Raw genomic sequence first — 13,560 nt, 5'->3', positions numbered from 1 at the left:
CATACGTTTATTTTGAATACTTATTTTCTTGTGGATCTGTTGTGAGATCCTCATTGTTTACTGGAAACGCTGTACCTGCCTGGCTGCCATAGAATTCAGATTTTTCTTGAGTGCCGCCTGTGGAAACGGGCTGATCCATTACCTCTGAACCGGCTTGTTTTACTTTTGAACCGATATCCTTAATATCACCTTTAGCATCCTTTGCAACTTCTAATGCATCGTTGGAAACCTCTTTAACCACATCCATGTTGCTGAAGATATCTTCATTCACACGCTGATATAGCTTTTGTGCATCACTGATCGCTTCTTTTAATGTGTTAGATGCATTTTTAAATTGGCTGACCATTTGATCTTTTACCTCGCCAGGGTTTTCCTTCACTTCTGTAATCATTTTGCTGGATGTTTCTTTAATGCCCATCGCTGTATTCTTCACCTTAGTTCTAGTTGTTGAATCAAGCAATGCCAATGCTCCGCCAATCATGCCACCGATTAGAATGCCTTTTAATAATTTGCTGTTCTGTTCTTGGTCTGAATAAGTTTGATTACCCATTGTTGATCCTCCTCAAAAATATATGATGCTTGTCTTTTCCCATATAAAAGGGGAATTAAACGCCTAGTTGACAGAACGCTGTGTTCGATTAATAATGACTAGAGATTTCTCCCCGCATTTAGGGAGTATTATTTTTTTTAAAGGAGTTAACGTAATGACTTTGCCATTAGCCCCGATTACACCGAATTTTGATCCTTGGGAAGCTTATATGGATATAGAAGAATTTGGCGGAATGACGCTATCAAACGTAGAATTTACAACTACAGTGCTATGCAATATGAGATGTGAGCATTGTGCGGTCGGCTATACATTGCAGCCGAAGGATCCTAGCGCGCTGCCGATTGAATTATTCTTGAATCGCCTAGAGGAAATACCACATCTGCGCTCTCTTTCGATTACCGGCGGCGAGCCGATGCTTTCAAAAAAATCAGTGGAAAATTATGTAGTGCCATTGCTTCGTTATGCAAGAGAACGCGGAGTGCGCACACAGATCAACTCGAACTTAACAATCGAGCTTAGTAAATATGATGCGATTTTGCCTTACTTGGATGTGCTTCATATTTCGCACAACTGGGGAACTGAAGAGGATTTTATTGAAGGCGGCTTTGCCATGATGGAACGAAAACCTACCATCAGCCAGCGCCAGGCATTGTTTAAACGCATGATCGATAATAGCGCTGAGCTTGTCAAAGCTGGTGTGATGGTATCTGCAGAAACAATGCTTAACAAAAGAACACTGCCTCACTTAGAGAATATTCATAAGCAGATTACGGAAGAAATGAAATGTCAGCGGCACGAGGTGCATCCTATGTACCCATCCGATTTCGCTTCATCATTGGAAGTTCTTTCTTTGAATGAAATTCGCTCTGCTATTCATCATTTGTTAGACATACGAAATCCATCTGTATGGATGCTTTTTGGTACACTCCCGTTTTATGCCTGCCAGACAAACGCTGAAGATCTTGCTTTATTGCAGCACTTAAACGACACTGACAAGGTAACTGTCCGCAATGATCCGGATGGCCGCTCCCGTTTAAACGTCAATATTTTCACTGGCGAAGTCATTGTAACTGACTTTGGCGATACACCTCCGCTTGGAAATGTGCAGACAGATTCCCTGCCGGATGTGTTTAAAAAGTGGAGCCAAACCAATCTTGCAAAATCATTAAGCTGCCATTGCCCGCAAGTAAAATGTCTTGGTCCAAACGTACTTGTAAAGGATAAATACTACCCAGGTGTTGATTTTCAAAACCGGAAAGCGAACCTTTCCTTCTCTTCAGCCGAAAAATTATGATAAAAAAACGCCCTAGGGCGTTTTTTTGTTTAGCGAGGTCTTTCAGATACCATAAACCCAAAGGACATATGATCCTGTACAGGGATCCATGCGCCAATTCCCTGCGAAGTTACATTTTTCACGACAATGACCTTTTTGCTTCCTTTCAGCATTAGAAAAACTTCGCCATATGTCACTTTTCCTTTTTCATTGATGGCAGGAGCATAGCCATATAAATAGCCAAGGCGTTTAGGAGGGATATTATACACATTATCCTTTTTCGTTCCGCCTCCAATGATCGTTTCAAATGCTAGAGACAATCCTGTTTTCTCGGTTGCCTTTAAGAGCATCATTTTCTTAACATCTTCTGAATTGGGAATTTTAGCGGTTAATCCGCCTTTTACCACTTTCTGAGCTTCTTGAACATAGTGAATCTGATAAGGAGCTTTTCCTCCGCGGTTATCAAAATAGTTCGTATTAATTTTTTGATATTCCCAGTTTGGCGCAGTTTCTGTTGATTCATAATTCAGCGGCCATTGCCCTAAATACACAATAGCTTTATAGCCAAACGCAAAAGGCGTGCTATTGACTGTTGTTTCATTTAACATCCGGATTAAATCCGGATTCTCAATTTTCACCTTTGTAGAATCGATCAGCTGCTGTGTAAGCTCGCTAGGCTGAAGAGTGGGCATATCCTGATCTGGATTCGGATACGTATTTTCCTTTGTAATATTAAGAACCGAGCTTGGAATATTGATGGCTTTTGTTTCTTCCTTTTCTATTTTTTCTTCTGCTTTTTCAGCTTTTTCTTCTGTTTTTTCAGCCATAACAGATGTCTGTAAGGACAATATGATTAATAGAGCAGATACAATGGGTAGCATTCTTTTTTTCATGCTGAAGAACTCCTTTCATATTTAGCCATTATGATTTACTGTTAGTTTTTTCGTCCTGAGGCCATTCTATCCATCCATAAGAAATAAAAATGTAACACCATTTTAAAAATCAGAATATTTACAAATATCAAAATATATGTCATAATACCATTAATACAACAAAGGAGGGCAGCTAAATCCCATTCGCTTATAAAGGAGGCTAGAGCATAATTGACTTGCAAGCAGGAAGAGAAATCATCCTAAACAGGAAGATGGTGATGCATGCCGATTAGCGAAGAGATAAAGCTTACCTAAACAATCATGATTTAAAAATACTTATAAGACTACCCTATAGTGAAGAAAGCTACTGCTTTCCGTAAAGATGAAAACGGCTCTTTCCCCTGAGAGCTGTTTTCATCTTTTATAATAAATAGAATCCTATCCCCATAATCAAATAGGCGGCTAATAACGTCGCACCTTCAAACCAATTGGATTCGCCATCATTTGAGATCACAATCATTAAGAGAACCGCTGTCACCATAGAAATTAATTCTGGCAATGTGAAAACAAGCGACATTGGTTCCGCAAAAAATAATGAAATTAACACAAGAACTGGTGCAACAAACATAGCCACCTGCAAGGTTGATCCCACCGCAATTTCGACTGCAATGTCCATTTTATTTTTATAAGCCATAATGATGGCCGATGCATGCTCGGCAGCATTTCCGACGATTGCAACAATGACCACCCCAATAAAGAGCTCAGTCCAGCCAAACACTTCACCAACAGTTTCAAATGTGTGAACAAGATTCTCTGAAACATAAGCAACAGCAACCGTGCTGATGGCTAATACAGTAATAGCCTTTCCTTTTCCCCATTCTGGTTCTTCATGAGCATGCTGCTCATTCTCATTAGTTGTTTGATAAACACCTCGATGTGTTACAAGTTTAAAAAATAGAGCCGCCAGATAAAGAACAATTAATATAATTGAAATTCCGATGCTAAAACTAATGGTTTTCGTTTCATCCATTGTCATGGAGAAAACTTCCGGAATCACAAATGCCACGATGACACCAAACATTAGCAGACCCGAGTTATGTCTTGCATCAAAAACATTATAAGTCTGCCGCTTAAACTTTAATCCTCCCACAAAAAAGGATAAACCAGCCACGAGCAGCAGATTGCCTATGACAGAGCCTGTTAAAGAGGCAAGAACAACCCCAACAAGCCCTTCTTTTAGAGCAAATACAGAGATAATCAATTCAACCGCATTGCCAAATGTTGCGTTCAGCAGCCCGCCGATTCTTGGGCCTGCTACAATCGCCAAACTCTCCGTTGCTCTTCCCATAAAACCCGCCAGCGCTATAATCGTTAAGCAATAAATCACAAACAGGATAATATTAGACCAATGCAATAATGTTCCAATGACTGAAAGCGGAACACCCGCAAAAACAAGCACTAAAAATATTTTATTCATCCCGGTCAACTCCCTTTATGCAGCTTGGTGTAGAGAGGAATCTATCTTCCATTTCTAAAAGTTATTCTGTGCAAAAAGTGGATGTATAACCAAATTTTTTTGAACTGTCCTCCGCTTTAATTCACGAAAAAACCTTTTTGAAGGATTCAGTTTGTGTTTGTTTCGATCATTTCCCTTTTTCTTTCTGTTAATTAAGGACAGTTTCTCGATCAATTCAAAAATTTTTTCAATCTTTCCTACTCTTCTTTACACATCTCGCTTTCTAAGCTCGTTCTCCCTTGACCATTGGACATCTTTTCCTTGCCAATCTTCTGAATTCCATATACCATCTTTTAGGGAGACTAAATTTTTACAAACTGAGGTATGGGTAATGAAAAATAGAGAAAATATGCGCTTTTGGATCTTAGTAAGCATTGTGGCGATTTCAGGGTTCAGTCAGGGGATGCTGCTGCCTTTAATTGCGGTTATTTTTGAAGCGGACGGAGTTTCTTCAAGTTTAAATGGCTTAAACGCAACTGGACTTTATATTGGAATTCTGCTGATTTCTCCGTTTATGGAATATCCACTGCGTAAATATGGCTATAAACCGGTAATCATTCTGGGAGGCTTGCTCGTTGTCGTGTCACTGCTGCTTTTCCCATTCTGGAAAACGTTTTGGTTTTGGTTTGTTCTGCGATTATTGGTTGGAATAGGCGATCATGCCTTGCATTTTGGAACTCAGACATGGATTACCAGCTTTTCACCTGATCATAAAAGAGGGCGTAACATCTCTTTATATGGATTGTTTTTTGGTTTAGGCTTTGCTGTCGGACCTTTGATGACACCGCTTGTTGAGGTTAATGAAGCATTGCCATTTATAATTTCATCTATATTATGTTTTATAGCATGGTTGTTTTTATTCACATTAAAAAATGATTTTCCTGAGCAAACAGTTCAAGTGAATTCTTTCAAAGAAACGATGAAACGGTTTAAAGCGGCATCTAAATACGCATGGGTTGCCTTTCTCCCTCCACTAGGCTATGGATTTTTAGAAGCTTCTCTGAATGGAAGCTTTCCGGTCTATGGATTAAGAATCGGCTTAGAGGTTTCAAGTGTATCATTGCTGTTAACATCTTTTGCAGTGGGAGCAATCGTTTTTCAGCTGCCGCTTGGCATGTTAAGCGATAAATACGGAAGAAGAAAAATATTATTGAGTGTTCTTCTTTTTGGTTCACTTGCCTTTGTAACAGCAAGCTTACTTGAGAGTTCAGCAACAGCACTTGCGGTATGTTTGTTTGTTGCAGGCATGGCAGTCGGATCGACTTTTTCACTTGGGATAAGTTATATGACTGATCTTGTACCGCGCAATCTGCTGCCGACGGGCAATCTGCTCTGCGGCGTTGCTTTTAGCATGGGAAGCCTGTCCGGGCCATTTTTAGGAGGAATTTTCATTGAGTATTTCCAGGCTTTAAGCTTCTTCCACATCATAAGCATTATGCTGCTTCTCATCTTCTTGAGTATCGCCTTATTTGGCGGGAAACCAAGCAGTGTTGCAGAGCATGCCTAATTGGAAACTTTTTGCTATGCAACTTCTATTAGATAAGTTATGATAGGAATATACAAAGCAACCACATATAAAATTGTCTTGAATGCTGTCACCTCTATGGTGGCAGCTTTCGTCGTTTTATTGGGGTATTGATGTTGATTATTCTTCTCATTTGAGATCGTGTGTACAAACTAACTAAACAAGGAGGAACTCCAAATGAATACTGAAACCAAACCCGTTTACCAAACACAGCCAGTAGCTGAAACAGGAAACCCATTTGCAGCGATAAAAACTCATGCAGAACTTATTGCCGCTCTTTTTAGCGGTGTCCTTATTCTAGCAGGCTGGCTTTTAGATCGTGAAGGCTTCCAGTCTGCATCTGTTGCTGTGTATTTGGCTGCATTTGTGATCGGCGGCTTTGCCAAGGCAAAAGAAGGTATTGAAGATACTATTGAAAACAAAGAATTGAATGTAGAAATGCTGATGATCTTTGCAGCCATCGGCTCTGCAATCATCGGCTATTGGACAGAAGGAGCTATTTTAATTTTTATTTTTGCATTAAGCGGTGCCTTAGAAACATATACGATGAACAAAAGTCATAAAGAAATCTCTGCATTGATGGATCTGCAGCCTGAAGAAGCATTACTTCTCTCCGCTGGACAAGAGAAAAAGGTGCATGTATCAGAGCTGATCATTGGTGACCATATTCTTGTAAAGCCTGGCGAACGAGTCCCTTCTGATGGCAAAATTGTAAAAGGTCAAACGACCATTGATGAAGCAGCGATTACTGGTGAGTCCATGCCCGTCTCTAAAGGCACGGAGGATGAAATCTTTGCTGGAACCGTTAACCTAAACGGATCGATTACTGTAGAAATCACAAAACTAAGCAATGATACTCTCTTTCAAAAAATTATTAAATTAGTGCAATCCGCCCAAAGTGAAAAATCTCCATCACAGCTTTTTATTGAAAGATTTGAGGGGCGGTATGTAAAGGTTGTTCTGTCTGTTGTTGCCCTGATGATGGTATTGCCGCATTTTCTGTTAGGCTGGTCATGGACTGAGACATTTTACAGAGCAATGATCCTTCTGGTTGTTGCTTCTCCATGTGCATTGGTGGCATCGATTATGCCTGCGACATTAGCGGCAATCTCAAACGGTGCCCGTCATGGCATCTTGTTTAAAGGCGGCGTTCATCTTGAAAATTTAAGCCACTTGCATGCCATCGCTTTTGACAAAACTGGAACGCTGACAAAAGGAAAACCGGAAGTGACTGATTTTGTTGCGGTTTCCGATGTTTCCGCTGAAGAAGTGTTGTCAATTACCGCTTCAATCGAACGGCATTCTACACACCCGCTCGCACAAGCGATCGTGAATTATGCGACAGAACAATTAAATCAGCCTTTATCGGAACCGAATTATATCGAGGATGTTCCTGGCTGGGGTGTAAAAGCAGTCATTGCAGATGAAGAGTGGACGATTGGGAAGGCGAACTTTACACCAAGTAATCAAACGGAAGAATTTAAATTAAAGGCCGAAGCATTGGCTCAAAGCGGAAAAACGGTTGTGTATGTAACGCGCGGCGAAGAACTGGCTGCCATTATTGCCTTGAAGGATGTTGTTCGTCAAGAAACAAAGGCTGCGATTGAACTGCTGAAGAAGCAAGGCATTTATACAATTATGTTAACAGGTGACAGCAAAGAAACAGCTGCCGCAATTGCCGCTGAAAGCCATGTCGACGAATTCATTGCCGAGTGCCTGCCGGAAACAAAAGTTGATCAGCTCAAAGCATTAAAAGAAAAGTACGGTAATGTTGCAATGGTTGGAGACGGAATTAACGATGCACCTGCACTTGCATCAGCAAACGTTGGAATTGCCATGGGCGAAGGTACAGATGTCGCTCTAGAAACGGCAGATGTGGTATTAATGAAAAATGAATTGCCGAAAATAGCGGAAGCCATTTCCTTGTCCCGGAGAATGAATGCGATTGTGAAGCAGAATATTATCTTTTCCATCACTGTCATCATGGTTTTAATATCCTCTAACTTTTTGCAGGTTCTTGATCTTCCTTATGGAGTTATTGGACATGAAGGTTCAACAATTCTTGTCATTTTAAATAGTTTGCGCTTGCTGCGTTCTTAATGCGTATAAAAAAGTCCGAGAAGTCTATTCTCGGACTTTTGTTTTGCTTTGATAAAGCTGCAGTGGCTAACCCCTCGAGGTCTTAAGTCTACCTGTCCTAAAGGTTAAAGACCAAACCTTTATGCCATCTCGCCTTAAGCTTGTCGCCCCTGAGCAAGCGCCTTCCGCTTTTCGTTTGTCCAGCTGCAGCGGCTAGCCCCTCGAGGTCATAAGTCAATCCAGCCAAAAGGTCAAAGTACGACCTTCCGGCTGGCTCGCCTTATGCTTGTCGGGGCTGGTCAAGCCACTTCCGCTTTTCTATTGTCTAGCTGCAGGCGCTAGGGGCTCGAGGTCTTAAGTCGACCTGCCCTAAAGGTTAAAGAACAACCTTTATGCCATCTCGCCTTAAGCTTGTCGCCCCTGAGCAAGCGCCTTCCGCTTTTCTATTGTCCAGCTACAGTGGCTAGCCCCTCGAGGTCATAAGTCAATCCAGCCAAAAGGTCAAAGAACGACCTTCTGGCTGGCTCGCCTTATGCTTGTCGGGGCTGGTCAAGCCACTTCCGCTTTTCGTTTAATGATATCCGTTTTGGCCGTTGGCAGATCCGGATGTTTTATGTTTTGGTTTGTTTTTGCCTTTTTGTTTTGTGCCGCCGTCTTTTTTCGTATGTTTTGTCATGTGAAGTCCTCCTTGGCGTTAGGTGTGGTCTTGCCATGTTATTTTACACAACAGTCCTCTTTTATATATTAGGGAAGTTTTAACAATCCTGTTTTTTATTTTTCATATAGATGGCGTTGATTTCTCCGCCGATCAGAATGATGATGCCGGATAAGTAAAACCAGACCATCAGCACGATGATCGCCCCAATACTTCCGTATGTCGCCGAATAGTTGCCAAAATTGCTTACATAGTAAGAAAATGCCAGTGATGTTATGATCCAGCCAAGTGTAGCAAAAATGGCACCTGGAATGACACTGATGCATGTTAGTTTTTTATTCGGAGCAAACCAGTAGAGCCCGACAAAGATAATAAACAAGATTACTGGACTGACAAGCCACCTCAGCATATTCCAAACAGTTAAGAAAAAGTCAGACAGCCCAAAGACATTAAATAAAAACTCGCCGATTTGCCTGCCAAACACTGGTAAAAGCAGTGCAACGACAAACACTAAAATCATCCCAAAAGTCATAAGAATGGACATGCCCCTTGAGACCAGAAAAGACCTGCTTTCCTGCACATCATATGCTTTGTTAAAAGCCCTCACAACCGCGTTAATCCCATTTGAAGCAGACCAGATCGTAGCGATAATCCCGAATGAAAGAAGCTTTCCGTTTTTCTCGGATAACTGATTCACATTGTTTTCAATTAAAGCCATCGTATCTCCAGGAGCGTAATCGCGGACAACACTTAAAATATCTTCCAGTGTAATTGGCAGATACGGCACTAATGTGACCAGGAATAACAGCAAAGGAAATAATGATAGCAAAAAGAAATAAGCTAATTGAGCAGCAAGACCAAATACATCATCGTTATGCACACGATTCCAAAGGTTTTTAATTAAACCTCCGTAAGCTTGTCCCATTCATTCACCTCGTTTTCAATGTGAAGACCTTTCTCCCCTTTAAAAGCGCTTTTGGTATTTTCCACAAGCGTTGTCACCTGAGGAGCAGCCTCTCGTAATTCTTCTACCGTTTCTGCGATGAAAGCAACATCTTCACTTACCTGCTGAGCAGCAATTTTCACTCTTGCTGAAAACTCTTTTACATTGTTGAATGTTTCATTTGGATTTTTCACATAATACGCCGTGCTGCTTGCCGTTTTTTTACAAAATGCTGCTGTAGACTCACGCGTGCTTTTATCAAGCATGGTTAAAGCTCCTCCAGCAATGGCTCCATAAAAAATTCCTTTCCAAAACAATGATTTCCCCATCTGATCATTCTCCTTTTCATGTATACGAATTGAATTCTGGAATTTAGAACTAGATTCCTCTATTTCATTTTCTTCTATTTCTCCTGGTTCATGCAACTTATATAGCATGACTGCAAAAGAATAATGTTTGACTTTTATCTGGGAACATGGAAAGATGAATTGACAAGCTTAATAAGAGGGGGATGTCGGATGAATTTATCAGAGAAATCAACTGAAAATGTCGAATATATGATTGAAAAAATTAAGGATAAGCTCAAAGTGTTAAATATGGGTGCTATTAAGCCATCTCATTTCGATGAAGAGATGTATGAGGATTTGCGCTACCTTTATGACCATATTATGAAAAAGGATTCTTTCAGCCCAAATGAAATGCAGGCACTTGCAGAAGAATTAGGAAATTTGCGTAAAATGTAAAAAAACAGCCCGGAGGCTGTTTTTTTATTATAAAAGATTCAATGACTCACGCGTAAAGGCAGGAATGTCATCAGGCTGTCTGCTTGTAACAAGCTGATTTTGACAAACGACTACTTCTTTGTCTGCGTATTTTGCACCTGCATATTCCATGTCCACTTTAATGGATTTAAACCCAGTTGCATCCCGGCCTTCTAATGCCTTTGCTGTAATAAGAAGCTGCGGTCCATGACAAATCGCAAAAACAGGCTTTTTCTCATCCATAAATGCTTTTGTAAATTGAACAAAGCGATCATCTGCACGAAGCTGATCAGGTGAAAAACCGCCTGGTAAAAATAATGCATCGAAATCTTCTGGCTTCACGTCATCAATGCCTTTATCAATAGAAACGGTAGCTTCTCCCTGCTTTCCTTTAACGGATTTGCCTTGTTCCTTTTCAATTGTCACCACTTCATGTCCAGCTTCTTTAAAGCTCTTCGCAGGCTCTGTATATTCAGAGTCCTCAAACATATTTGTGATTAAGCATGCAATTTTTTTACCCATGTTAGATCATCTCCTATCAGTTCTCTCATTTTTTGCACATTAAGAGAATTCCCTGAAAAAAGTACGTTAAACATAGACTATGCATTCCCCATTCTGCGGGCAAAATCAACAAACCTGAACTTATCCGGACGATGTCTTGATTCTGTATATTGAAAAAGTGCTGCATCATCCAGATAAATATAATTCTTCACAACCACAATGGCATGAAAGCCTTCCATATCAAGCAGCTTATAATCCTCTGCAGTCGGCTCCTCAACAGTGAATTCCTTCTTCGCAAAACCAATCTTGCGGCCAAGCACCTTTTCAATATATTCAAAAATGGACCGCTTACAAATCTCTTCAGTTAAACCGGGGATCTGACTTTCAATTATGTAGTCTTTATCAAGAATAATCTTTTCGCCTTCAATCTTTCGAATGCGATGCACTTTCCATACCTTATCATCTTTTTCAATTTGAAGCTGCTTCATAATATTGCTGTCCGGCTTCTTTAAAGAAAATTCAGCCACAATGGTTTCTGCCTGCTGACCCATCGTACCTGTCAGCTCTTTAAAACTGACTAACCCAGAAATCGGAAACTGCAACTTTTTTAAATCAAGTACTATAGAGCCTTTTCCGCGAATTTTTTGGATATAGCCATTTTGTGCAAGCAAATTCAAAGCCTTGCGGATCGTCTCTCTTGAAGTAGAATATAAATCAGTCAGATCATTTTCAGACGGTAATATGGAATGAACAGGATATTCTTCCTGATGAATTTTCTCTACCAGATCTTCATAAATCATTAAATATTTATTTTTCACAAGAATCACCACAATAAAAGAGTATAATCAGAATGTAAAAGGTTAGCTACAACCTATGAATAAGAGCCAGATGCACAGCTTCGAAACGTCTTCCTATTTTCAGTCTCCCTGTTTCCCTGCTATAGTATCCGTAAGTATCTTATATTTCTACAGCTAACACCACATTCATATTGTGCACTAGAAACCTATTGGAGGCAATGAAAATGAAAGAAATGAGTGTTGAACAATTACTGAAATTAGACAGAGCCGTTCCGGTCGATGTCCGCTCTCCAATTGAATTCCGTGATTTTAACATACCAGGATCCGTTAATATCCCTTTATTTACTGATGAAGAACGGGCAGAAATCGGCACATTGTATAAACAGACCAGCGGTGATGCAGCACGCTGGCGCGCAATGGAAATCGTTTCTCCTAAAATTCCTGAGCTATTAAAACAAGTCAAATCCATAAAAGATAACGGCAATGAACCTGTGATCTACTGCTGGCGCGGCGGCACTCGCAGTAAATCAGTCGCAACTTTTCTGCAATTTGCCGGGCTCCCCATGCCTCGTTTGATTGGAGGATATCGCGCTTATCGTCAATATATTTTAGAAAAACTGCCGAGTATGATGCAGAAAAAAGCCATTGTTTTACACGGTTTAACAGGCAGCGGCAAAACAGAAGTACTAAACAGACTAAGTGAGCAAGGCATGCCCGTCATTGATTTAGAGCTTATCGCGCGTCATCGAGGCTCAATCTTTGGCAGTTTTGGCCAGGAAAATCCACATAATCAAAAGATGTTCGATGCATTGCTTTTTCAAACATTGCATACCATACAGGAGTCACCTTTTGTCATTATGGAGGCTGAAAGCAAAAGAATCGGAAAAGCTGTCCAGCCTGAGGAATTAATTCATCTAAAAAAAGAAGGCATTCACATTCAATTGGATTGTTCAATGGAACAGCGAGTGAACCGTTTGTTCAACGAATATGTGAAACCATATATACATGAAAAATGGTTTAATGTTAAATTAGAGGAATCCTTTATCTTAGTCAAAAAAAGGCTTAGAGACAAAGAAGCCATCGTTCTTATCGAAGAAGCGCTCTTGCATAAAGATTATCGACGCTTTATTCAGCTGCTGCTGGAAACATATTACGATCCTCGTTATACATTTAAACTTAATGAATATGATGGTCCATTCTTCTATATTTGCTCTGATCATATGGATAAAGCTGTTCAAGAAATTGCAGATATTTACAAAAATGAAGAAGAAAAAGAAAAAATGGCAAATTAGGATAAAAGGCCTAAAACCCAACAATAAAAAGAATAAATTTTTGTGAAATTTTGACGGAATTTATGATACTATAATATAGAAATTATTGAACAAATTGTTCGTAATATGGAACTGGTAAGGCATTTTCTGATATGATGAACTTACCAATGTTGATAAGGTGTGTGAGATTGAATGATTGGAGATCGAGTCAAACAGCTCCGAATGGAAAAAAAATTATCCTTATCTGAGCTTGCTGAACAAGCAGGAGTTGCAAAATCTTATTTGAGTTCTCTGGAAAGAAACCTCCAAACGAACCCTTCAATCCAGTTTCTGGAAAAAGTTGCTGGTGTACTAGATGTTCCAGTTGATCATTTAATACATGAGCAAATTAATAAAGAAGAGCTTGATTCTGAGTGGATGAAAATTGTAAAAGAAGCCATGGAATCAGGAGTATCAAAGGAACAGTTTCGTGAATTTCTCGATTTCAATAAATGGCGAACTACACAAAATAAATAATCAGCTACAGACATGGTCTAACATTGATTGAGATATATTTCTAGCAGACTCTGCCAGTAAAAATGGCAACAAAATAGGCGCGATACACTATGTATCACGCCTTATTTATTCCGACAGTTACCCTCATTTTAAACCTTCTCCGCTTCTTTTTCTAAATGACATTGAAGAAAAGCTCTGATTTCCGCTTGTTCCAGCCCCATATTCTTGGCTTCGGTAATCAACTGGATCCATTCAGCATCAACGACTTCACGATTATTACTCATCATCTCGATCACTCTTTTTCCCCCCAAAATACGAATCG

At 40.1% G+C, this 13,560-nt stretch carries 14 protein-coding genes; 6 read left to right on the top strand and 8 right to left on the bottom strand.

What is annotated here, in order from left to right:
- Positions 1–7: 7 nt before the first annotated feature.
- The gene (locus J1899_RS04295) at positions 8–550 is read right to left on the bottom strand and encodes a hypothetical protein (RefSeq protein ID WP_066449523.1); all 543 of its coding nucleotides are present in this window, start codon (positions 548–550) and stop codon (positions 8–10) included.
- Positions 551–704: 154 nt separating this feature from the next.
- Between J1899_RS04295 and yfkAB the strand changes: the two genes are divergently transcribed.
- The gene (yfkAB, locus tag J1899_RS04290; protein ID WP_214477821.1) at positions 705–1,844 is read left to right on the top strand and encodes a radical SAM/CxCxxxxC motif protein YfkAB; all 1,140 of its coding nucleotides are present in this window, start codon (positions 705–707) and stop codon (positions 1,842–1,844) included.
- Positions 1,845–1,873: 29 nt separating this feature from the next.
- On the opposite strand, the gene J1899_RS04285 is transcribed toward yfkAB, so the two are convergent.
- Together J1899_RS04285 and cax are read right to left on the bottom strand one after the other, a co-directional pair.
- The gene (locus tag J1899_RS04285) at positions 1,874–2,716 is read right to left on the bottom strand and encodes a YfkD famly protein (protein WP_214477820.1); all 843 of its coding nucleotides are present in this window, start codon (positions 2,714–2,716) and stop codon (positions 1,874–1,876) included.
- Positions 2,717–3,116: 400 nt separating this feature from the next.
- The gene (gene cax / locus J1899_RS04280; protein WP_066449528.1) at positions 3,117–4,172 is read right to left on the bottom strand and encodes a calcium/proton exchanger; all 1,056 of its coding nucleotides are present in this window, start codon (positions 4,170–4,172) and stop codon (positions 3,117–3,119) included.
- A 322-nt stretch (positions 4,173–4,494) separates the two neighbouring features.
- On the opposite strand from cax, the gene J1899_RS04275 reads away from it, so the two are divergent.
- Both J1899_RS04275 and J1899_RS04270 read left to right on the top strand, forming a co-directional pair.
- Complete coding sequence (locus J1899_RS04275; RefSeq protein WP_214478748.1) at positions 4,495–5,718, top strand: MFS transporter; 1,224 nt, start codon at positions 4,495–4,497, stop codon at positions 5,716–5,718.
- 195 nt (positions 5,719–5,913) lie between these two features.
- The gene (locus tag J1899_RS04270) at positions 5,914–7,836 is read left to right on the top strand and encodes a heavy metal translocating P-type ATPase (RefSeq protein ID WP_214477819.1); all 1,923 of its coding nucleotides are present in this window, start codon (positions 5,914–5,916) and stop codon (positions 7,834–7,836) included.
- Between the two features lie 734 nt (positions 7,837–8,570).
- On the opposite strand, the gene J1899_RS04265 is transcribed toward J1899_RS04270, so the two are convergent.
- Together J1899_RS04265 and J1899_RS04260 are read right to left on the bottom strand one after the other, a co-directional pair.
- Entirely contained in the window at positions 8,571–9,395 is an 825-nt protein-coding gene (locus tag J1899_RS04265; protein WP_214477818.1) for a YihY/virulence factor BrkB family protein, read from the bottom strand.
- The gene (locus tag J1899_RS04260) at positions 9,371–9,742 is read right to left on the bottom strand and encodes a YtxH domain-containing protein (RefSeq protein ID WP_214477817.1); all 372 of its coding nucleotides are present in this window, start codon (positions 9,740–9,742) and stop codon (positions 9,371–9,373) included. The genes J1899_RS04265 and J1899_RS04260 overlap by 25 nt, the downstream gene beginning before the upstream one ends.
- A gap of 189 nt (positions 9,743–9,931) precedes the next feature.
- On the opposite strand from J1899_RS04260, the gene J1899_RS04255 reads away from it, so the two are divergent.
- The gene (locus J1899_RS04255) at positions 9,932–10,156 is read left to right on the top strand and encodes a DUF1128 domain-containing protein (protein WP_066449539.1); all 225 of its coding nucleotides are present in this window, start codon (positions 9,932–9,934) and stop codon (positions 10,154–10,156) included.
- Positions 10,157–10,183: 27 nt separating this feature from the next.
- Here the strand turns inward: J1899_RS04255 and J1899_RS04250 are convergent, their stop codons facing one another.
- Both J1899_RS04250 and treR read right to left on the bottom strand, forming a co-directional pair.
- Entirely contained in the window at positions 10,184–10,696 is a 513-nt protein-coding gene (locus J1899_RS04250; protein ID WP_066449542.1) for a type 1 glutamine amidotransferase domain-containing protein, read from the bottom strand.
- Positions 10,697–10,773: 77 nt separating this feature from the next.
- On the bottom strand, positions 10,774–11,493 hold the full coding sequence (gene treR / locus J1899_RS04245) for a trehalose operon repressor (RefSeq protein ID WP_214477816.1): 720 nt from the start codon (positions 11,491–11,493) through the stop codon (positions 10,774–10,776).
- A 203-nt stretch (positions 11,494–11,696) separates the two neighbouring features.
- Here treR and mnmH point away from each other — a divergent pair, with 203 nt between their 5' ends.
- Positions 11,697–12,764, top strand: a complete 1,068-nt coding sequence (gene mnmH, locus J1899_RS04240; protein WP_214477815.1) for a tRNA 2-selenouridine(34) synthase MnmH — start codon at positions 11,697–11,699, stop codon at positions 12,762–12,764.
- A 171-nt stretch (positions 12,765–12,935) separates the two neighbouring features.
- Positions 12,936–13,259 (top strand): helix-turn-helix domain-containing protein, encoded by a 324-nt coding sequence (locus J1899_RS04235; RefSeq protein WP_066449553.1) that lies wholly within the window; start codon positions 12,936–12,938, stop codon positions 13,257–13,259.
- Between the two features lie 128 nt (positions 13,260–13,387).
- Here J1899_RS04235 and sinI read toward each other — a convergent pair whose 3' ends face one another.
- Positions 13,388–13,525, bottom strand: a complete 138-nt coding sequence (gene sinI, locus J1899_RS04230) for a DNA-binding anti-repressor SinI (protein WP_156495883.1) — start codon at positions 13,523–13,525, stop codon at positions 13,388–13,390.
- Between the last annotated feature and the right edge of the window lie 35 nt (positions 13,526–13,560).

Origin of the sequence: Cytobacillus gottheilii (assembly GCF_018582665.1) — a bacterium.
In the GTDB taxonomy this organism is placed as follows: Bacteria; Bacillota; Bacilli; order Bacillales; family Cytobacillaceae; genus Cytobacillus; species Cytobacillus gottheilii.
Note: the sequence above shows the minus strand (reverse complement) of the source record. Positions and strands in the feature narration are given on the sequence as shown.